Below are 19,472 nucleotides of genomic sequence, written 5' to 3'. Positions count from 1 at the left end.
TGCACTTCCCCTGCACCCAATTACTGCAGGAGCGGCGTCCGCAAGTCGAGGGTCAAGGGAAACTCAATTGTGCGTTCCTCCGGCGGTGGTTCTATCCTGCCGGGGGTATGACCGTGCTCCTGGAAGCGCGCCAGCCGCCGCGCCTCGGCCTCGTAGGAATTGACCGGCTTGGTCTCGTAGTTGCGGCCGCCGGGATGGGCGACATGATAGACGCAGCCGCCGAGCGAGCGGCCGTTCCAGGTATCGATCAGGTCAAACGTCAGCGGCGCGTGCACGGGAATGGTCGGATGCAGGCCGGAAGCCGGCTGCCAGGCCTTGAAGCGCACGCCAGCCACCGCCTCGCCTGCGCGGCCGGTCTCGGTCATCGGCATCCGCCTGCCGTTGCAGGTGATGACGTGGCGGCCCTCGACGAAACCGGTCGCCTTCACCTGGAGCCGCTCGACCGAGGAATCGACGTAGCGCACGGTACCCCCAGCGGTGCCCTCCTCGCCGAGCACATGCCACGGCTCGAGCGCCTGCCGCAACTCGAGGCCGACGCCACCGTGGTGGATGCGGCCGAACGCGGGAAAGCGGAATTCGAGCTGGGCCTGATACCACTCCGGCTCGACGTCGTAGCCGGATTGCTTGAGCTCGGCGAGCACGCCCACAAAATCCTCCCAGAGGAAATGCGGCAGCATGAAGCGGTCATGCAGCGCGGTGCCCCAGCGCACGAACTTGCCCTGCTGCGGCTCGCGCCACAGCTTTGCGATCAGCGCCCGGATCAAGAGCTGCTGCGCCAGCGACATCCGCGGGTCGGGCGGCATTTCGAGCGCGCGGAATTCGACCAGGCCGAGTCGGCCGGTCGGGCCATCGGGCGAATAGAGCTTGTCGATGCAGATCTCGGCCCGATGGGTGTTGCCGGTGATGTCGACCAGGATGTGCCGGAACAGGCGATCGACCAGCCACAACGGCGCGTCCATCCCCGACGGCGGAACGTGCGACAGCGCGATCTCGAGCTCATAGAGTCCATCATGCCGGGCCTCGTCGATGCGCGGCGCCTGGCTGGTCGGGCCGATGAACATGCCGGAGAACAGATAGGACAGCGACGGATGCCGCTGCCAGTACAGCACGAGGCTCTTCAGCAGATCGGGCCGGCGCAGGAACGGCGAATCCTCCGGCTTGCTGCCGCCGACCACGATGTGGTTGCCGCCGCCGGTGCCGGTGTGACGGCCATCGATCAGGAAGCGGTTGGCCCCGAGCCGCGTCTTCGCGGAGTCCTCATAGAGACCGAGGGTGATGTCGACGGCTTCGCGCCAGCTTTGTGCCGGCTGCACGTTGATCTCGATCACGCCGGGGTCCGGCGTCACCTTGATCACCTCGATCCGCGGATCGAACGGCGGCGCGTAGCCTTCGACATGGACTTGTAGCTGCAGCTGTTCGGCGGCGGCTTCGATCGCGGCGATCAGCTCGAGATAGTCGTCGACCTTCTCCACCGGCGGCATGAAGGCGCACAGCACGCCATCGCGCACCTCGATCGACATCGCGGTACGCACCGGCAGCGGCTCTTCAATGTCCTTGAGCGCTCGCGTCAGTTCCAGATCGATCTCCCCCAGCGCATCGCGCGGCGCCATCGGATCCTGCTCGATGACGTAGGGAAAATCCTCGGGCGGGACGTGTTCGAGCGAAGAGATCGGAAGGCGCAAGCCCAGCGGGGAATCACCCGGAAAGAGGAACAGATGGCTGCGCCGGATCTTCCAGTGCTCGCTGCGCCAGCGCGCCGGCACGCGATCGCCGAGCGGGCTCCAGCGCTGGATCGGCAGCACGTAACCCTTCGGCGTCGTCAGCCCCTCGTCGAACACCCGCGCCATCCGCGCGCGCTCTTCCGGATCGGTCAATTTGGAATTCGCAGGGCTGACATTGGCCGGCAAACCGGCCTCGCGCTCGAGCCAGAACGCAGTGTCCTCAAAGGCCGGCATGACGTAGTCAGCCTTCAGGCCGAGCCGCGCGGCGATGCCGATTGCGAGGCGCTCCGCATCGGCGATCTCAGCCTTGCGCGGATTTTCGACTGAAGCGATCAGGTCGGCATCCTTCCAGATCGGCTTGCCGTCCTTGCGCCAGTAGAGGCCGAACGCCCAGCGCGGCAGGCTCTCGCCGGGATACCATTTGCCCTGGCCGTAATGCAGCAGGCCGCCGGGCGCGAACCGCGTGCGCAACTTGCGGATCAACTCGTCGGCGAGCGCGCGCTTGGTCGGACCGACCGCGGCGACATTCCACTCCGGCGATTCCAGATCGTCGACCGAGACGAAGGTCGGCTCGCCGCCCATGGTCAGCCGCACATCGTCTTTCTGCAGATCGGCATCAACCTGCTCGCCGAGCCGGTCGAGCCGCGCCCAGGATTCATCCGAAAACGGCTTGGTGATCCGCGGCGCCTCGCGGATCCGCTTGACGCTCATCTCGAAGCCGAACTCGACATTGGCAAAGCCCGCGGTGCCGGTCACCGGGGCGGCCGAGCGGTAATGTGGCGTGGCGCAGACCGGGATATGTCCCTCGCCCGTCAGCATGCCGGAGGTGACGTCGAACCCGATCCAGCCCGCGCCCGGCAGATAGATCTCGGCCCAGGCGTGCAAGTCGGTGAAATCGCTCTCGACCTCGCGCGGCCCCTCGAGCGGATCGATGTCGGGCCGCAGCTGGATGAGATATCCGGAGACGAAGCGCGCGGCGAGCCCGAGATGGCGCAGCGCCTGGATCAAGAGCCACGCCGAGTCGCGGCAGGAGCCGGAGCCCGCGGCCAGCGTCTCCTCCGGCGTCTGGATGCCGGCCTCCATGCGGATCACGTAGCCGATCTTCTTCTGCAGCTGCGCGTTCAGCTCGACCAGGAAATTGACGGTCGAGTCGGCCTTGTGCGGAATGTCCTTCAAATAAGCCGCGAGCAACGGCCCCGGCACCTCGGCCTCAAGATAAGGCGCGAGCTCGGTCTTGAGATCGCCGGGGTATTCGAACGGAAAGCTGCCGGCATAGGGCTCGACGAAGAAGTCGAACGGATTGACCACGGTCATCTGCGCGGTGAAGTCGACCTCGACCTTGAGCTCGGTCGCCTTCTCCGGAAACACGTAGCGCGCCAGCCAGTTGCCCTGCGGATCCTGCTGCCAGTTCACGAAGTGGTTTGATGGCGTGACCTTGAGCGAGTAGCTCAGGATCGGCGTGCGGGTATGCGGCGCGGGCCGGAGCCGAATGGTCTGGGGCCCGAGATCAATCAGCCGGTCGTATTTGTAGTGCGTGACGTGATGCAGTGCGACGAAGATCGACACGGACCGAGGACTCCAGCAGCTTTTTTGAGCAGAACACTGGTTCCGGTCGACATCAAGCACTAACAACGGGCAGCGACTGCCCAAGGCAAGGGCGCAGCCGTAGCCCGGATGGAGCCAACGGGTCGCGCGAATGCGCGCCCGATGACAGGCTCCGCGAAATCCGGGGTCTTCATCCGCAGTAAGGGTCCCGGATTGCGCTGCGCTTCATCCGGGCTGCGCGATCGCTAACGGCCGATCGCGCCGGATACCTGCGACGCGAGCTGCTCGGCGAGCGTGTGATAGCCCTCGGGAGTCAAATGCTGGCCATCGGGCTGATGCGGGAGGCCGCCCAGCATCCCGTTAGGAAGCATGATCACCGCGATGCCACGGGCGCTCAGTCGACTTTGGATATCCGCAGTCCGGTCAAGGCTGCCCTTGCGCCGGTCATTGCCGCCCGGCTGCAAAATAACCGCACGGGTCCCGTTCGGGACGGCGCGGTCCAGGCGTTGCAGCATCCCTTCCGTGGTGTCGCCATTGATGCCGGCGTTCACCACGCGGACGCTCAAACCCTTCGCCCGCAAGATCGCTTCGAGCTGCGCGGGGTAGGCCTGGTTGCGCGCCACGCCCTTGCCGTAGGTGTTGCTCGCGCCAAGCGCCACGATGGTTGCGGCGTCAGCTGAGGCAACGCCAAGACTCAAAGCGGCCAGAACTGCGAGGCATCCAATCAACCGGCGCGCGTACATGCTTCCTCCGTCCAGATCGAAACACCAGCCTGTAGCCCGGATGAAGCGAAGCGCAATCCGGGATCTCTATCCACGGTGAGAGCGTCCCGGATTTCGCTGCGCTTCATCCGGGCTACGCGAATGCTACATCGTCGCGCCGAGCACCCACGGTGCGAACTCGGCACCGCCGAAATCAAAGCTCTCGCTCTTGGTCGGATGGCCCGAGGCGGTCTTGAGGATCAGGTCGAAGATGCGCTGGCCGCATTCCTGCACGCTCTCCTCGCCGTCGAGGATGGTGCCGCAATTGACGTCCATGTCGTCTTCCATCCGCTTGTACATCGGCGTATTGGTCGCGAGCTTGATCGACGGTGCGGGCTTGCAGCCGAACACACTGCCGCGGCCGGTGGTGAAGCAGACGAGGTTGGCGCCGCCGGCGACCTGCCCGGTCGCGGCGACCGGGTCGTAGCCGGGCGTGTCCATGAACACAAAGCCCTTCTTGGTGACGGGCTCGGCGTAGTGCAGGACGTCGACGAGATTGGTGCTGCCGGCCTTGGCCATTGCGCCGAGCGACTTCTCAAGGATCGTGGTGAGACCGCCGGCCTTGTTGCCGGGGCTCGGATTGGCGTTCATCTCGGCGCCTTCACGCTGGGTGTATTCCTCCCACCAGCGCATCAGGCCGACAAGCTTCTCGCCGACCTCGCGGCTGACGGCGCGACGGGTCAAGAGATGCTCGGCGCCGTAGGTCTCCGGCGTCTCCGAGAGGATCACCGTGCCCCCGTGGCGGACCAGCAGGTCGCTCGCCGCGCCGAGCGCCGGATTGGCCGACACGCCTGAGTAGCCATCAGAGCCGCCGCATTGCAGCGCTACCGTCAACTCGCTTGCCGGCACCGCCTCGCGCTTGACCTTGTTGGCGTCGGTGAGCGCTTCCTTCACGAAGGCAACGCCGGCTTCCACGGTCTTGCGCGTCCCGCCGACCTCCTGGATGTCCATCGCGCGCAGACGGCCGGCGAGCTTCTGCTCGGCCATCAGGCCGCCGATCTGGTTCACCTCGCAACCGAGGCCGAGCACGATGACGTTGGAGAAATTGACGTGGCGCGCGTAGCCGCCGAGCGTGCGGCGAAGCAGCGCTAAGGGCTCGTCCTGGGTCATGCCGCAGCCGGTCTTGTGGGTCAGCGCGACGACGCCGTCGACATTCGGGAAATCGGCCAGCGGGTTGTCGCCGGTGAACGGATTCTTCTTGAACATGTCGGCGACGATGCCCGCAACATGGGCGCTGCAATTCACCGAGGTGAGGATGCCGATATAGTTGCGCGTCGCGACGCGGCCGTCGGCGCGGCGGATGCCCTCGAAGGTCGCCGGCAGATCGAAGTTCGGCACCGGCTTGACGTCGACGCCATAGGCATAGTCCTTGGCAAAATCGCCCATGCCGCAGTTCTGCGTATGCACGTGCTGGCCGGGCGCAATCGGCTGCGTCGCAAAGCCGATGATCTGGCCGTAGCGCCGGATCGGCTCGCCCTGTGCGATCGGCTTGATCGCGACCTTGTGGCCGGCCGGAATGCGATCGACGGTGGTGACGCCGTCGGTGACCTCGAGCCCCGGCGGCAGGCTCGCGCGCGCGATCAGGACGCTGTCGTCGGCGTGCAGGCGGATCACTTGTGCCGAGGCCATGGGAGTTTCTCCTTCGTCTTTATCTTCACCTCTCCCCGTCCTTTACGGGGAGAGGTCGAATTCTCGCACAGCGAGAATTCGGGTGAGGGGCAAGGCACACGCGCAATCGCCAACAAAGTGCTCGCCGGATGGAGGCCCCTCACCCCAACCCTCTCCCCGCAAGAGCGGGGCGAGGGAGCAGAGCTAACATTGCGGACAGACCTTACGCCTTGCCGCCGGACTTCTCGCGGGTCGCATTGACCTGCATCCTGGCATAGACCTGCATCAGGCCGACCTCGTTCGACAGCGTCACGAGCTTGAAACCCATGTTGATCGCGCGCACCGCGCCTTCGGCGCCCGAGCAGTGGATGCCGGGATTGAGGCCGCGCTTGCCGCACTCCTTGATGATCTTCTCGTAGATCTTGAGGATCTCGGGCTCATCGCGATCGAGCTTCGGCACCAGACCGTAGGAGAAGCCCAGATCGGACGGACCGATATAGACGCCGTCGATACCCTCGACATCGAGGATCGCTTCCATGTTCTCGACCGCGGTCTTGGTCTCCATCATCGGCAGCAGCACGATCTCGTCGTTGGCAGTCTGCTGATAGGTGCCGGCCGAGCCGTACATGCCGGCGCGGATCGGGCCGTTGGAGCGCACGCCCTTCGGCGGATACTTGGCGTAGGAAACCAGGTTCTTGGCTTCCTGCGGGGTGTTGACCATCGGGCAGATCACGCCGTAGGCGCCGCCGTCCAGCACCTTGCCGATGATGCCGGGCTCATTCCACGGCACGCGGACCATCGGCGTCACCGGATGGGCATGCATCGACTGGAAGCACTGCACCATCGACTGATAATCCTGCACGCCATGCTGCATGTCGACGGTGACGCTGTCGAAGCCGCATTGCGCGATCACTTCGGCCGAGAACCCGGAGGGGATCGCGAGCCACGCGTTCACCACCGCCTTGCCCGATGCCCAGACTTGCTTGACCTTGTTTGCCATTGATCGCGTTTCCCTTTGCGGTTTATTGGGGGACGAGCCTTAGCTGGTCGCCCGCTGGATCGAAACTTCGCTGACGCCGACTTCGCGCGCGGTATTCACTATCGCCGCCCAGGTGTCGTCAGGCAAGGGGATGCCATTCCTGGTGCGATCGGCACGGGTTTTCCGCTCGGGGTCGCCTGGAACCAGCACGGACTCCGTGCCCGCGATCGGCTTGGTGGCGCGGATGAAATCGGTGTAGCGGGTGATTTCGCCGTCGAAGAAATTGCTGGTGTCGATCACCTTGGGGTCGATGTAGAACGCCATCATGCCGTTGGCGAAGCGGCGGTCCGACGACGTCGCGCCGGTGCCGGTCAGCGCACCGCCGAGCAGCTCGCAGATGAAGGCGAGACCCGAGCCCTTGTGATCGCCGAAGGCGCGGATCGCGCCGGTTCCCTTGGTGTGGTCGCGCGGCCCGTCCGGCGTGTACGGGCCATACAGCACGTGCGGATCCTCGCTCAGCGTGCCGTCGGCATCGACCAGCGCGCCGAGCGGCAGCTTCTTGCCGCCGCGGCTTGCCACCAGGCACTTGCCCTCGGCAACGACCGAGGTCGCGAAATCGAGCACGATCGGATCCTGGCCCTGGCGCGGAATGCCGACGCAATAGGGCGCCGTCGACAGCCGCTTCTCGACGCCGCCATAAGGCGCCACCAGCAACGAGCCCGCCGCGGTCACGAAATGAACAGACACGAGCCCTTCGGCGGCAGCCATTTCGGCCCAGTCGCCGACGCGGCCGAGATGGCCGGAGTTGCGCAGCGCGACTGCAGCAAGCCCCGCCTTCTTGCACTTCTCGATGCCGAGCCTCACTGCAACCGGCGTGACGGTCTGGCCATAACCGAACTTGCCGTCGACCACCGCGAGCGACGGCGTGTCGACCACGACTTCGGGGGTCTGGTTCGGCACGATCGAGCCCATCTTCTTCCACCTGACATAGACAGGAACGCGGATCACGCCGTGGCTGTCATGGCCCGTCAGATTCGCGGTCGTCAGGTAGGTCGCGATGCGCTTCGCCTCTTCCGGAGAGGACTCCGAATGGGAGAACACCTCGGACACGAAGTTGATGAGATTATCGACCTTGATGGTGACCATGAAAGACTAGCTCGCTCGATGAAGCACAATGCGTTGTCAGGCGTGGGTTTTGGCGTGACCGCCGAGATAGGCCGCGGCGATGGCTTCGTTGCCCCACAATTCGTCGGGCTTGCCGCCCAGCACGATCCGCCCGGTTTCCAGGACGAAGCCGTGATCGGCGACCGAAAGTCCCATGCGCGCATTTTGCTCGACGAGCAAGACCGTGGTGTCCTTCCTGATCTGCGAAATGATGCGGAACACCGCCTGCACGATCACAGGTGCCAGCCCGAGCGAGGGCTCATCGAGCAGCAACAGCCGCGGCTTGGCCATCAGGCCGCGCGCCACCGCGACCATCTGCAACTGGCCGCCAGACAGCGTCCAGCCGAGTGCGTTGGAGAAGGCGCGGATATCCGGGAATAGGTCGAACATCGCGTCGGCCTCGCGCGAGATCTGCGACGCCGACACCTTCCGGTTCGACGCGCCGAGCATGATGTTCTCTTTCACGGTGAGACCCGGAAATACGCGGCGGCCTTCCGGAACATGCGAAATGCCGAGCCGCACGATCGCTTCCGGCCCGAGGCCTGCGATCGAGTGACCGTCGAACAGGATGTCGCCGGAGGCAGGCTTGGCGAGGCCTGAGATCGCGCGCAGCGTGGTCGACTTGCCGGCGCCGTTGGCGCCCAGCAGCGTGACCACCTGGCCCTGCTCCACGGCGATGGTGACGCCGCGCAGCGCCTCGATCTCGCCGTAGCGGACCACGAGATTGCGGATTTCGAGCAGCGGCATCATTCGCTCCCGAGATAGGCGGAGACGACGTCAGGATGACGTAGTACCGCCATGGACTCGCCGTCGGCGATACGGCGTCCGAAGTTGAGCACGGTGATGTGCTGGGCGGCTTCCGAGACCAGCGTCATGTCGTGATCGATAATCAGGATGGTGAGGCCCTGCGCTGCGATGCGCTTCAGCAGCTCATGCAGCTCGAGCTTCTCGGTCGAATTGAGGCCGGCGGCCGGTTCGTCGAGCAGCAGCAGCGTCGGGTTCGAGGCCAGCGCCCGCGCGATCTCGATCAGGCGCTGATGGCCGTAGGAGAAGCTCGAGATCAATTCGTTGGCGCGGTTGCCGAGACCGACGAAGGTCAAAGCCTCCATCGCGCGCTCGGTCAGCGCGTCGTCGCCCTTCCCGATCATGGTGTTGCCGGGTCGCTCGGCCCCGATCTCGACATTCTCCAGCGCCGTCATCGAGCGGAACAGGCGGATGTTCTGGAAGGTGCGTCCGAGCCCCGCCGCGGTGCGCTGATGCGGCGCCATGCTGGTGATGTCGGTGCCGTCGAGCACGATCCTGCCGGCGGTTGCCTTGTAGAGACCGGACAGCACGTTCAGCGTCGTGGTCTTGCCGGAGCCGTTGGGTCCGATCAGCGCATGCACGCTACCGCGCTTGACCGCGATGTCGACGCCATCGACCGCCTTGAGGCCGCCGAAATGCTTCGAGAGCCCGGTGACTTCGAGCACGATGTCGCCGCCGGTCGTCGCGGGCTTGAGCTGGAGCGCCCCGGCAACAGGCGGCGCTATGCTGTGCGCGCGCCAGCGTGTGAACGCGTCGGACACGAAGCCCCAGATGCCGTCCGGCATGAAGCGGATGATCAGGATCACCGACAGGCCGTAGATCGCGAGGTAGAGGCCCGGCACGCTCTTCAGGAAGCGCAGCCATTCCGGGATCAGGATCAACAGCCCGGTGCCGATCGCCGAGCCGATCGGTGAAGCCACGCCGCCGAGCAGCGACATGGTCAGGAACTGAATGGATTCCGCGAACGAGAACTGGTCCGGACTGACATAGGCAAAGCCGCCGGCGAATAGGCCGCCCGCGAGACCGCCGAGCACCGCGCACACTGGAAGGCGTAGACCTTGTGCGGAATACGGATGCCGTTGACGCCGGGCCGCGAGCTCGACCGCGCGCATGGCGCGGCCATTCAGGCAAATGCGACCACCGACGATCGCGAGCATCGCGTAGCCGAGACTGACATAGGCAAAGCCGCCGGCGAATAGGCCGCCCGCGAGACCGCCGAGCACCGCGCACACTGCGAAGGCGTAGACCTTGGTGCGGAATACGTCGATGCCGTTGACGCCGGCCGCGAGCTCGTTGTCGCGCACCGCGCGCATGGCGCGGCCAAGCTTGGTGTCAGGCAAATGCCAGACCAGATAGCCGACGATCGCGAGCATCGCGACGCAGAAAGCGAGATAGCTTTGCGAGGACTGGAACAGCTCGGGCCGGCGAATGTTGGCGACGCCGTCCGGCCCATGGGTCACGCCGATGGCGTTGATCATCACCAGCGTCACGATCTGCTGGAACGAGATCGTCACCATCGCGAGGTAATGCCCGCCGAGCCGCAGCGTCGACATGCCCAGAAACGCGCCGGCGACCAGCGTGATCGCGCAGGCGCCGACCAGGCAAAGCCAGAAGTTCAGATGCAGGTCGGCGGTGCCGAGGCCGACGGCATAGGCGCCGAAGCCGAAGAACGCGGCCTGCGCCAGGTTGATCTGGCCGCACAGGCCGAGCACGACCGAAAGCCCGAACACCGCGATCGAGAAGGTCGTCGCCTGCAGCAGGATGTTGAGGATGTAGCCGTCGAACTGCATGCCGGCGGCGAGCGCGACCAGCGCGACTGCACCGATGAAATACGGCAGATGACGGATGATCAGCGGCTTCGAGCGCACGGCCGGCGCCGGAATCATGTTGTCGCTGGCGCTCATGCTTTCTCCGCGACACGTTCGCCGAAGATGCCTTGCGGCCGGAACACCAGGAAGGCGATCAGCACCAGGAAGGCAAAGCCGTCCTTGTACGGCACCGAAATGTAGGCGGCGCCGAACGTCTCGATGACGCCGAGTGCCAGACCGCCGACGATGGCGCCGGCGACATCGCCGAAGCCGCCGATGATGGTCGCGGCAAACGCCTTCAGCGCGATGGTCGAGCCCATCTGGATCGAGACGAACAGCACGGGCGCCACCAGGATGCCGGCGAGACCGCCGAGCACGGCCGAATAGATGAAGGTGATCATGATCATGGTGGAGACGGAGATGCCGAGCAGCGAGGCCATCTCCTTGTCCTGCGAGGTCGCCTGCAGCTTCTTGCCGAGCAGCGTCTTCTCGAAGAACCAGAAATTGAACAGCACCAAGAGGATCGTGACGCCGATGATCAACAGATACTGGCTGTCGAGATAGACCGGGCCGAGCTGGATGCCGGGCGTATCGAACCAGCCCTGCAGCACCTGCGGTTGCGGGCCGTAGATCGCAAGCACCGAGTTCGACAGCAGGATCGAGGCGCCGATGGTGGCAATGATGACAGGCAGATAGGTGCGGTGGCGCAGCGGATAATAGACGCCGAGATTGAAGATGACGCCGAACAGCGCCATGCCGGCGAGCGCGATCAGGAACGACAGCCAGTAAGGCCAGCCGAGATCGACCGAGAACACCACCATCAGATAGGCGGCCACCATGGAGAACTCGCCTTGCGCGAAGTTCACCACGTTGGTGGCGCGGAAGATCAGCACGAAACCGAGCGCCACCAGCGCGTAGACCGCGCCGATGCCAATGCCGGTGAACAGCAGTTGTAAAACCAGATCCATGACAGCGCTCGATCCGAACAGTGTGCGCAGAAGGTCGGCCCCGCCGGTTTCCCCGGCGAGGCCGAGCCGCGATCAATCGTTGAAGTCGATGTGCTTGTCGTAGACGATCTTGCCCTTGTCGTTCTTCACGACATTGTAGCCGTGCAGACCGTCGCCGTTCTTGTCGAAATTATACTCGCCTTCGGCACCGGCGAATTTCTGCGTCGCCAGGATGGCGTCGCGGATCTTGTTCGGATCGGTCGAGCCGGCCTTGTTGATCGCCGCCGACAGGATGGTGATCGCGTCGTACGGCCAGGCGCTCTGGTTGTCGGGCGCGGTCTTGTAGGCATCGCGATAGGCCTTGCCGAACGCCTTCGCGGTGTCGCTCGAATCTTCGGCGAAGTCGGCGACGCCGTAGGTGCCGAACAGCGCGGGACCGGCGAGCTTGGTCGAGGAGACCGCCACCACCGAGGGCGAGCCGACCCAGGGGATGTTGACGCCGAGCTGGCGCAACTGCCGGGCAAAGATGCCGAGGTCGTTCTCGAAGGTGAAGTAGGTGCCGAGCACGTCGGCGCCGGACTGCTTCACGGCCAGCACGACCGGGGTGAAGTCCTGGCTCTGGTTGGCGTAGCCCTGGTCAAGCACAGGCGGCGCGCCGAGCTTGGTCAGCGCCTCGGTGAGCGCCTTGCCACCCGCCGTGCCGAAGGCGTCGGTGGAATGGACGATCGCCCATTTCTTCTTGCCGAGCGTGGTGACGCCGAAATCGGCGATCACGCGGCCGGAATAATTGTCGTTCGGGCGGAAGCGGAACAGCCAGGGATTGCCGGAATGGGTGAGATCGGGATTGGTGCCGCCGATCATCACCGGCTTGCCGACCTTGATCACATCGGGCGCCATCGCCTGCACCTGGGTCGAGCGGATCGAGCCGAGGAAGGCAACGATGTCGGATTGCGCGGCAAGCTTGGAGAACGCCAGCACGATGCCCGGATTGGTGGTCTGGTCGTCCTCGATGACGAGCTCGACCTGCTTGCCGAGCACGCCGCCGGCCTTGTTGACCGCGGCCAGCGCCAGCTTGGCGCCGTTCTGGGCCCACAGGCCCTGCTCCGCTGCCGGTCCGGTCACCGGCACGCACATGCCGATCTTGATGGTCGCTCCCTGCGCCCAAGCGCTGCGCATCAGCGCGGGAGCAGCGAGACCTGCCGCCACGCCGGCGGAAAACTCACGCCTCGTCAGTTTCATTCAATCCTCCCTTTGGTGCGCCGAACTTGCATGTCGGCTGCGTTGAAACGAGCAGACGCGTCGATCGGTTGCCTATCCGCAGCCGTCAACCGGCGCGGCGAACAAACGTGAGCGCCGCTGCAGCGCACAGGACGCGCAACGGCGGCCATCAATCTGGCGTTTGAGGTAGCTAAACATGATTGCACATTGCACGCAATAGTCAAAAGTCGCTGGCAACGGTGTGTAAATGCCTGCTACCAGCGACCATGACGGGATTCACATGATAGTGTGACCGGCGGGCAGTCATCGATGTCGATTCCAAGAGCGAAATCGCAGACCAGACGAAAACAGCCGGCCTACGCGCTGATCAAGAGCGCATTGGCGAAGCACATCCGGGCCGGTGATGTGCCACCCGGCACGGTTCTCTCCGAATCGGCGATCGCGACCTTGTTCGGCTCCAGCCGCTCGCCGGTACGGCAGGCCTTCGAACAGCTCGAGCACATCGGCCTGGTGCGCCGCTTCGATGGCCGCGGCGTCATCGCCGGCAAGCGCAAGGTCGACCCGCGGCGCCTCCCGATCACGCCGGAGATGTTTGGGCTGACCCACGGCCCCGTCGAGGCGGTGCGCAGCGACGCCTGGGATACGCTCTACTACAAGCTCGAACGCGAGATCATCTACCGGTCGCTGTTCGGACGCTTCCGCGTCAGCGAACTCGCATTGGCGCGGCACTTCCGGGTCGGGCGCACGGTTGCGCGCAATTTGCTGCTACGTGCGCAGGCGATCGGAATCCTGGAGAAAGGCGCGAAGGCGCATTGGTATGTGGTGCCGCTGGACGAGGATCGCCTGCGCGACATCTTCGAGGTGCGCGCAACCCTCGAGCCGCTGCTCCTCAAATCCGCTACGGCGAGGATTCCGACCGCACTGCTTGACCGGATGGCGGAGCGGCTGCGCGAGGGCATCCAATTCCGCAGCCGCGTCGGCGTCGGCGAGCTCGATGAGATCGAGGGCGACCTCCATATCCGCTGCCTGGGTTACGGCATCAATCGCGAGATGGTCGAAGCGCTCAAGCGTACCCATTGCGCGTTCGTGATCGGCAAGCACATCCAGGTCGCCCTGACCGCGCCGCAGATCGATTCCTTCATGGACGAGCATCTGGTGATCATCGAAGCCTTGCGCGCCCGCGACGGCGATACGGCCGCCGCGACGTTGCGCCGCCATATCGAGTGGTCGCACTCCAAGGTCGCCGGCTGGATTGCCGAATTCCGCGCCATCAACGTGATCTCGCGCGTGCCCTACATGGCCTGAGCGGCATTGCCGCGCGTCGTCGCGACTACTCGTCAGCCTCGACTTCGCCGTCATCGGCCGAGCCCATTCCGGCGAGGCTTGCCTCCAGCGCGCCCAGCATTTCGTGCAACTCGGCAAGCTTGCGCGCGCCATATCGCCGTGTGATCTCGGCGTAGATCGCCTCCGACGTCGGCGCCACCGCCTCGATCAGCTTCAACCCCTTGGCGGAGATCGAGACCACCGCGCGCCGCCCGTCGTTCTCCGCCGCCTTGCGCTCGATCAACGCGCGGGCCTCGAGATCACGCAGGATTCGCGACAGGCTCGGGCCGAGCAGAAACGCCACGCGGGCGAGCTCGGTGACCTCGATCTCGTCGACCGCGGTGAGCGCGCGCAAAATCCGCCACTGCTGTTCGGTCAGCCCGTGATTGCGCAGCGACGGACGGAACTGCCGCATCACCGCCTCGCGCGCACGGAGCAGCGACATCGGCAGTGAGCGCGAGAACTCACGCATCGGGGTCCGCCGCGAGAATGCGTCGTCGCCCTGCCCCGGCCGGATCTCATCCAATTTCTTGCGCGCCATCGCCTAATCCACCGCAACAAAATTTTGCGCTGCAACATGCCCTGATTCAGTTTGCGGGAATTCACTTAACATGTTAATCATCTCCCGACATCCACTTTTGTGTATCACGCATGGCCCTCTCCAAGGACGATATCCGCGCTGCCGCCGAACGGCTCGACAGTGCGGAAAAGACCCGCAGGCAAATCCGCCAGCTCTCGCTGGAATACCCCCGCATTACCCTCGAAGACGCCTACGCGATTCAGAAGGCCTGGGTCGAGATGAAGGTGGCGCAGGGGCGCGTCGTCAAGGGCCACAAGATCGGCCTGACCTCGAAGGCGATGCAGAGCGCGCTCAATATCGACGAGCCGGATTCAGGCATCCTGCTCGACGACATGTTCTTTGCCGATGGCGGCCTGGTGCCGACCGACCGCTTCATCGCGACCCGCGTCGAGGCCGAGCTCGCCTTCGTGATGAAGCATCGCCTGGCGGGGCCGAACTGCACGCTGTTCGACGTGCTCAACGCCACCGACTTCGTGGTGCCGGCGCTGGAGATCCTGGATACGCGGGTCGACCGGGTCGATCCCGAGACCAAGACGACGCGCAAGATCTTCGACACCATCGCCGACAACGCCGCCAATGCCGGCATCGTGCTCGGCGGCCGCCCGATCCGCCCGCTGGAAGCCGATCTGCGCTGGATCGGCGCGCTCTGCTTCCGAAATGGCCAGCTCGAGGAAACCGGTCTGGCCGCCGGCGTGTTGAATCATCCGGCGACCGCGGTGGCGTGGCTTGCCAACAAGATCGCCCCGAACGGGCTGGCGCTGGAGGCCGGACAGATCGTGCTGGCAGGCTCCTTCATCCGTCCGATCGAGACCCGCAAGGGCGACACCATCCAGGCCGACTACGGACCTTACGGTTCCGTGAGCTGCTACTTCGCCTGACGCACTCAGCAGGAGAGCTGCATGCCGCATTTCACGATTGAATACTCCGCCAATCTCGACGGCCTCGTCGACATGGGCGCGACGGTCGAACTGGTCCGCAAGGCGGCGGTCGAGACCGGCATCTTCCCGCTGGGCGGCATCCGCGTGCGCGCCATCAGGTGCGAGCACTACGCGATCGCCGACGGCCGCAAGAATTACGGCTTCCTCGACATGGTGCTGCGGGTGGGCGAAGGCCGCGACCTCGCCACGCGCAAGAAGGCCGGCGAGCACATCTTCAAGGCGCTGTCGGCCCATCTCGATCCGGTATTCGCCAACAGCAAGTTCGCTCTGTCGTTCGACATGCAGATCAACGACAAGGAAACGAGCTGGAAACGCAACAACATCCACGACGCACTGAAGGTGGAGACGGTCAATGGATAAAGCCACTCCGAAATCCACCGCCGACGTGTTCCAGGCTAACCGCGATCGCGCCGGGCCACTGCTTGCGAAATTGAAGGCCGAAGGCATCGGCCATGTGATCGACGGCAAGGTCGTGCCTGCGGCCTCCGGTCAGACCTTCGAGACGAAATCGCCGATCGACGGCACGGTGCTGGCGACCGTCGCGCGCGGCAACGCTGAGGACATCGACCGTGCCGCAACCGCGGCGTCCAAGGCCTTCAAGGCCTGGCGCGACATGCCGGCGGCGCAGCGGCGCAAGCTGCTGCATCGCGTGGCCGATGCGATCGAGGAACGCGCCGACGACATCGCCGTGCTCGAATGCATCGACACCGGCCAGGCGCACCGCTTCATGGCCAAGGCCGCGATCCGCGCCGCCGAGAATTTCCGCTTCTTCGCCGACAAATGCGGCGAGGCGCGCGACGGCTTCAACACGCCATCGGACGAGCACTGGAACATCTCGACCCGCGTGCCGATCGGCCCGGTCGGCGTGATCACGCCGTGGAACACGCCGTTCATGCTGTCGACCTGGAAGATCGCGCCGGCGCTGGCCGCCGGTTGCACGGTCGTGCACAAGCCGGCGGAATGGTCGCCGGTGACCGCCGACCTCCTGGTCAAGCTGGCCAAGCAGGCCGGTCTGCCCGACGGCGTGTTCAACACCGTGCATGGTTTCGGCGAGGACGCCGGCAAGGCGCTGACCGAGCACCCCGCCATCAAGGCGATCGGCTTCGTCGGCGAGAGTACGACGGGATCCGCGATCATGGCGCAGGGTGCGCCGACCCTGAAGCGGGTGCATTTCGAGCTCGGCGGCAAGAACCCGGTGATCGTGTTCGACGATGCCGATCTCGACCGTGCGCTCGATGCCGTCGTGTTCATGATCTACTCGCTCAACGGCGAGCGCTGCACCTCGTCGAGCCGGCTGCTGGTTCAGCAGAGCATCGCCGAAAAATTCATCGAGAAGCTGACCGCGCGCGTGAAGGCACTCAAGGTCGGTCACCCCCTCGATCCGGCGACCGAGATCGGGCCGCTGATCCACGAGCGGCACTTCGCCAAGGTCTGCAGCTATTTCGACGTCGCCAAGCAGGACGGCGCGACGATTGCGGTCGGCGGCAAGCCGCATGACGGGCCGGGCGGCGGGCACTATGTGCAGCCAACCCTCGTCACCGGCGCCAACGCGACCATGCGCGTGGCCCAGCAGGAGGTGTTCGGTCCGTTCCTGACCGTGATCCCGTTCCGTGACGAGGCTGACGCCATCGAGATCGCCAACGGCGTGCAGTACGGCCTTGCCGGCTATGTCTGGACCGGCGATGTCGGCCGCGCGCTGCGCGTCGCGGACGCGCTCGAAGCCGGCATGATCTGGCTCAACTCGGAAAACGTCCGCCATCTGCCGACCCCGTTCGGCGGCATGAAAGCGTCCGGTATCGGCCGCGACGGCGGCGACTACTCGTTCGACTTCTACATGGAAACCAAGCACGTCTCGCTCGCGCGCGGGACGCACAAGATTCAGAAACTGGGAATCTGAACCCGTCGTTCCGGGGCGCGCAGCGAACCCGGAACCTCGAGATTCCGGGTCTGGTCCTTCGGACCATCCCGGAATGACGAGCCAAATTGAGGAAACACCGATGCCCGCACCGACCCACGTCTTCGATCCGCCGTTCAACATCATCCGCTGCAGCCATGCCGTGCTCGACGTCACGGATTTGGAGAAGAGCGCCACCTTCTACGAAAAGACCGTCGGCCTTCATATCGAAGACCGCGATGACAAATCGGTCTATCTGCGCGCCAGCGAGGAGCACCAGCATCACTCGGTCGTGTTGCGCAAGGCGGCGAAGGCTGCCTGCAACCGCCTCGGCTTCAAGGTCGGCAATGATCGCGACCTCGACAAAGCGGCGGCGTTCTGCTCCGAGAACGGCATCGCCTATGCCTTCGTCGATCAGCCGTTCCAGGGGCCGCACGCTGCAATTCACCGATCCGTTTGGCTTCCAGATCGAGCTCTACGCCACGATGGAGAAGCGCCCGCATCTGTTGCGACGCTACGATCTCTACAAGGGCTGCCATCCGCAGCGGCTCGACCATTTCAACGTGTTCGCCGCCGAAGTGCAGGACACCGTCGACTTCTACGCCCGGCTCGGCTTCCGCCTCACCGAATATGCCGAGGAGGATGGCGACAACGGCCGCATCGCCGCCGCCTGGATGCATCGCAAGGGCAATGTCCACGACTTCGCCATCACCAACGGCCGTGGCCCGCGCCTGCACCACATCGCCTACTGGGTGCCGACCGCGATGAACATCGTGCATCTGTGCGACGTGATGGCCTCCTCCGGCTTCCTCGCGAACATCGAGCGCGGGCCAGGCCGGCACGGTATCTCGAACGCCTTCTTCCTCTACATCCGCGATCCCGACGGCCATCGCATCGAGCTCTACACCAGCGACTATTTCACCGGCGATCACGACCATGAGCCGCTGCGCTGGTCGCTGCGCGATCCGCGGCGCCAGACATTGTGGGGCGCACCGGCGCCGCGCTCCTGGTTCGAGGAAGGCTCGACCTTCGCGGGCCAGGCGGTGCGCGAGCCTCGCTTCGTCGCCGACGTGCTGGTTGCAGACTAGTGCACGCCTCCCTCCACACGTCGTCCCGGCCGAGTGCGCGATTGCGCACGGAGCCGGGACCCATAACCACCGGACAGCGTTGCTGCCAAGATCGACGCCGCGCGTGCCACAATGTGAGGCCTGTGGTTATGGGTCCCGGCTCGCGTGGAGCCTGTCATCGGGCGGCACTTCGCGCCGACCCGTTGGCTTGGCCGGGACGACATCAAGAATTGGATTGCTAATGTCAGCCCCTCGCCTCGCCACCTATTCCGTCAACGGCGCCACGAAATATGGCGCCGTTACCGACACCGGCATCGTCGACCTCTCATCGCGCTTCGCCGGGGATTATCCGACGCTGCGTGAAGCTATCGCCGCCGGCGCACTGACCAGGCTCGTGGAGGACGCCGCCAAGCGCGCGCCCGACCACGCGCTGGACGCCGTCACCTGGCAGCCGCCGATCCCGGCGCCGGACAAGATCATCTGCATCGGCGTCAACTATCCCGACCGCAATGCCGAGTACAAGGACGGCTCGGACGCGCCGAAATATCCGAGCATGTTCCTGCGGGTGCCGCGCTCCTTCGTCGGTCACAACACGCCGGTGGTGCGGCCGCGCATCTCGCCGCAGCTCGACTATGAGGGCGAGCTGGTGCTGGTAATCGGCAAGGCCGGCCGGCATATCCCCGAGAGCGCCGCGCTCGATCACATCGCCGCGATCACGCTCTGCAATGAGGGCACCATCCGCGACTGGGTGCGCCACGCCAAATTCAACGTCACCCAGGGCAAGAATTTCGATTCCACCGGCAGTCTTGGCCCCTGGATCGTGCCTTACACCAGCGAGGCGCAGATCGCCGATATCCGGCTGACCACGCGAGTCAACGGCGAAGTCAGGCAGGACGACCGCACCTCGCGCTTGATCTTCGGCTTCCGCTACCTCATCAACTACATCTCGACCTTCACGACGCTGGTTCCCGGCGACATCATCGTCACAGGCACGCCGACCGGCGCAGGTGCGCGGTTCGATCCGCCGCGCTATCTGAAGCCCGGTGATGTCGTCGAGGTCGAGGCCGAAGGCGTCGGCATCCTGCGCAACGGCGTCGTCGACGAAGCCACCTAAC

General features: G+C 65.0%; 15 protein-coding genes and 1 pseudogene. 6 read left to right on the top strand and 10 right to left on the bottom strand.

Translation table 11 applies throughout. The features are described from left to right. Positions 1–20: 20 nt before the first annotated feature. The 9 genes from ACVIGB_RS46730 to ACVIGB_RS46690 all read right to left on the bottom strand — a co-directional run bounded on the left by ACVIGB_RS46730 (position 21) and on the right by ACVIGB_RS46690 (position 12,576). The gene (locus ACVIGB_RS46730; RefSeq protein WP_456724179.1) at positions 21–3,287 is read right to left on the bottom strand and encodes a transglutaminase family protein; all 3,267 of its coding nucleotides are present in this window, start codon (positions 3,285–3,287) and stop codon (positions 21–23) included. A 224-nt stretch (positions 3,288–3,511) separates the two neighbouring features. Then, complete coding sequence (locus tag ACVIGB_RS46725; RefSeq protein WP_456724180.1) at positions 3,512–4,009, bottom strand: GDSL-type esterase/lipase family protein; 498 nt, start codon at positions 4,007–4,009, stop codon at positions 3,512–3,514. A 123-nt stretch (positions 4,010–4,132) separates the two neighbouring features. Continuing rightward, complete coding sequence (locus ACVIGB_RS46720) at positions 4,133–5,656, bottom strand: UxaA family hydrolase (protein WP_092125099.1); 1,524 nt, start codon at positions 5,654–5,656, stop codon at positions 4,133–4,135. A 202-nt stretch (positions 5,657–5,858) separates the two neighbouring features. Continuing rightward, the gene (locus ACVIGB_RS46715) at positions 5,859–6,635 is read right to left on the bottom strand and encodes an HpcH/HpaI aldolase family protein (protein WP_212311132.1); all 777 of its coding nucleotides are present in this window, start codon (positions 6,633–6,635) and stop codon (positions 5,859–5,861) included. Positions 6,636–6,674: 39 nt separating this feature from the next. Beyond that, positions 6,675–7,760, bottom strand: coding sequence for a malate/lactate/ureidoglycolate dehydrogenase (locus ACVIGB_RS46710; protein WP_456724181.1), 1,086 nt, complete (start codon positions 7,758–7,760; stop codon positions 6,675–6,677). Positions 7,761–7,796: 36 nt separating this feature from the next. Further along, entirely contained in the window at positions 7,797–8,525 is a 729-nt protein-coding gene (locus ACVIGB_RS46705; protein WP_021079917.1) for an ABC transporter ATP-binding protein, read from the bottom strand. Beyond that, complete coding sequence (locus tag ACVIGB_RS46700) at positions 8,525–10,486, bottom strand: branched-chain amino acid ABC transporter ATP-binding protein/permease (protein ID WP_456749345.1); 1,962 nt, start codon at positions 10,484–10,486, stop codon at positions 8,525–8,527. The genes ACVIGB_RS46705 and ACVIGB_RS46700 overlap by 1 nt, the downstream gene beginning before the upstream one ends. Beyond that, positions 10,483–11,358, bottom strand: a complete 876-nt coding sequence (locus ACVIGB_RS46695; protein WP_029082157.1) for a branched-chain amino acid ABC transporter permease — start codon at positions 11,356–11,358, stop codon at positions 10,483–10,485. The genes ACVIGB_RS46700 and ACVIGB_RS46695 overlap by 4 nt, the downstream gene beginning before the upstream one ends. 72 nt (positions 11,359–11,430) lie before the next feature. Beyond that, positions 11,431–12,576, bottom strand: coding sequence for an ABC transporter substrate-binding protein (locus ACVIGB_RS46690; protein WP_456724183.1), 1,146 nt, complete (start codon positions 12,574–12,576; stop codon positions 11,431–11,433). 288 nt (positions 12,577–12,864) lie between these two features. Between ACVIGB_RS46690 and ACVIGB_RS46685 the strand changes: the two genes are divergently transcribed. Then, the gene (locus ACVIGB_RS46685) at positions 12,865–13,860 is read left to right on the top strand and encodes a GntR family transcriptional regulator (protein WP_456724184.1); all 996 of its coding nucleotides are present in this window, start codon (positions 12,865–12,867) and stop codon (positions 13,858–13,860) included. Positions 13,861–13,885: 25 nt separating this feature from the next. Here ACVIGB_RS46685 and hpaR read toward each other — a convergent pair whose 3' ends face one another. Beyond that, a complete protein-coding gene (gene hpaR / locus ACVIGB_RS46680; protein WP_456724185.1) occupies positions 13,886–14,419 on the bottom strand; it encodes a homoprotocatechuate degradation operon regulator HpaR in 534 nt (177 codons plus the stop codon). A gap of 110 nt (positions 14,420–14,529) precedes the next feature. On the opposite strand from hpaR, the gene hpaH reads away from it, so the two are divergent. The 5 genes and pseudogenes from hpaH to ACVIGB_RS46655 all read left to right on the top strand — a co-directional run bounded on the left by hpaH (position 14,530) and on the right by ACVIGB_RS46655 (position 19,471). After that, positions 14,530–15,336, top strand: coding sequence for a 2-oxo-hept-4-ene-1,7-dioate hydratase (gene hpaH / locus ACVIGB_RS46675; RefSeq protein WP_456724186.1), 807 nt, complete (start codon positions 14,530–14,532; stop codon positions 15,334–15,336). Between the two features lie 21 nt (positions 15,337–15,357). Further along, positions 15,358–15,756 (top strand): 5-carboxymethyl-2-hydroxymuconate isomerase, encoded by a 399-nt coding sequence (locus tag ACVIGB_RS46670; RefSeq protein ID WP_456724187.1) that lies wholly within the window; start codon positions 15,358–15,360, stop codon positions 15,754–15,756. Then, positions 15,749–17,293 carry a 5-carboxymethyl-2-hydroxymuconate semialdehyde dehydrogenase gene (gene hpaE / locus ACVIGB_RS46665; protein ID WP_456724188.1) on the top strand — a complete coding sequence of 515 codons (1,545 nt, stop codon included), beginning with the start codon at positions 15,749–15,751 and terminating at the stop codon, positions 17,291–17,293. The genes ACVIGB_RS46670 and hpaE overlap by 8 nt, the downstream gene beginning before the upstream one ends. A 100-nt stretch (positions 17,294–17,393) precedes the next feature. Then, positions 17,394–18,378, top strand: a pseudogene (gene hpaD, locus ACVIGB_RS46660) (3,4-dihydroxyphenylacetate 2,3-dioxygenase). A gap of 220 nt (positions 18,379–18,598) precedes the next feature. Beyond that, on the top strand, positions 18,599–19,471 hold the full coding sequence (locus ACVIGB_RS46655) for a fumarylacetoacetate hydrolase family protein (RefSeq protein ID WP_456724190.1): 873 nt from the start codon (positions 18,599–18,601) through the stop codon (positions 19,469–19,471). The last annotated feature ends 1 nt before the right edge of the window (position 19,472 follow it).

The sequence above is a fragment of the Bradyrhizobium sp. USDA 4341 genome, assembly GCF_054063755.1.
Note: the sequence above shows the minus strand (reverse complement) of the source record. Positions and strands in the feature narration are given on the sequence as shown.

Coding starts and splice junctions, on each gene's coding strand:
- ACVIGB_RS46655 (WP_456724190.1), top strand. CDS start 18,599: ATGTCAGCCCCTCGCCTCGCCACCTATTCCGTCAACGGCGCCACGAAA.
- ACVIGB_RS46710 (WP_456724181.1), bottom strand. CDS start 7,760: ATGGTCACCATCAAGGTCGATAATCTCATCAACTTCGTGTCCGAGGTG.
- ACVIGB_RS46690 (WP_456724183.1), bottom strand. CDS start 12,576: ATGAAACTGACGAGGCGTGAGTTTTCCGCCGGCGTGGCGGCAGGTCTC.
- ACVIGB_RS46705 (WP_021079917.1), bottom strand. CDS start 8,525: ATGCCGCTGCTCGAAATCCGCAATCTCGTGGTCCGCTACGGCGAGATC.
- ACVIGB_RS46685 (WP_456724184.1), top strand. CDS start 12,865: ATGTCGATTCCAAGAGCGAAATCGCAGACCAGACGAAAACAGCCGGCC.
- hpaR (WP_456724185.1), bottom strand. CDS start 14,419: ATGGCGCGCAAGAAATTGGATGAGATCCGGCCGGGGCAGGGCGACGAC.
- ACVIGB_RS46670 (WP_456724187.1), top strand. CDS start 15,358: ATGCCGCATTTCACGATTGAATACTCCGCCAATCTCGACGGCCTCGTC.
- hpaE (WP_456724188.1), top strand. CDS start 15,749: ATGGATAAAGCCACTCCGAAATCCACCGCCGACGTGTTCCAGGCTAAC.
- ACVIGB_RS46695 (WP_029082157.1), bottom strand. CDS start 11,358: ATGGATCTGGTTTTACAACTGCTGTTCACCGGCATTGGCATCGGCGCG.
- hpaH (WP_456724186.1), top strand. CDS start 14,530: ATGGCCCTCTCCAAGGACGATATCCGCGCTGCCGCCGAACGGCTCGAC.
- ACVIGB_RS46725 (WP_456724180.1), bottom strand. CDS start 4,009: ATGTACGCGCGCCGGTTGATTGGATGCCTCGCAGTTCTGGCCGCTTTG.
- ACVIGB_RS46720 (WP_092125099.1), bottom strand. CDS start 5,656: ATGGCCTCGGCACAAGTGATCCGCCTGCACGCCGACGACAGCGTCCTG.
- ACVIGB_RS46715 (WP_212311132.1), bottom strand. CDS start 6,635: ATGGCAAACAAGGTCAAGCAAGTCTGGGCATCGGGCAAGGCGGTGGTG.
- ACVIGB_RS46700 (WP_456749345.1), bottom strand. CDS start 10,486: ATGAGCGCCAGCGACAACATGATTCCGGCGCCGGCCGTGCGCTCGAAG.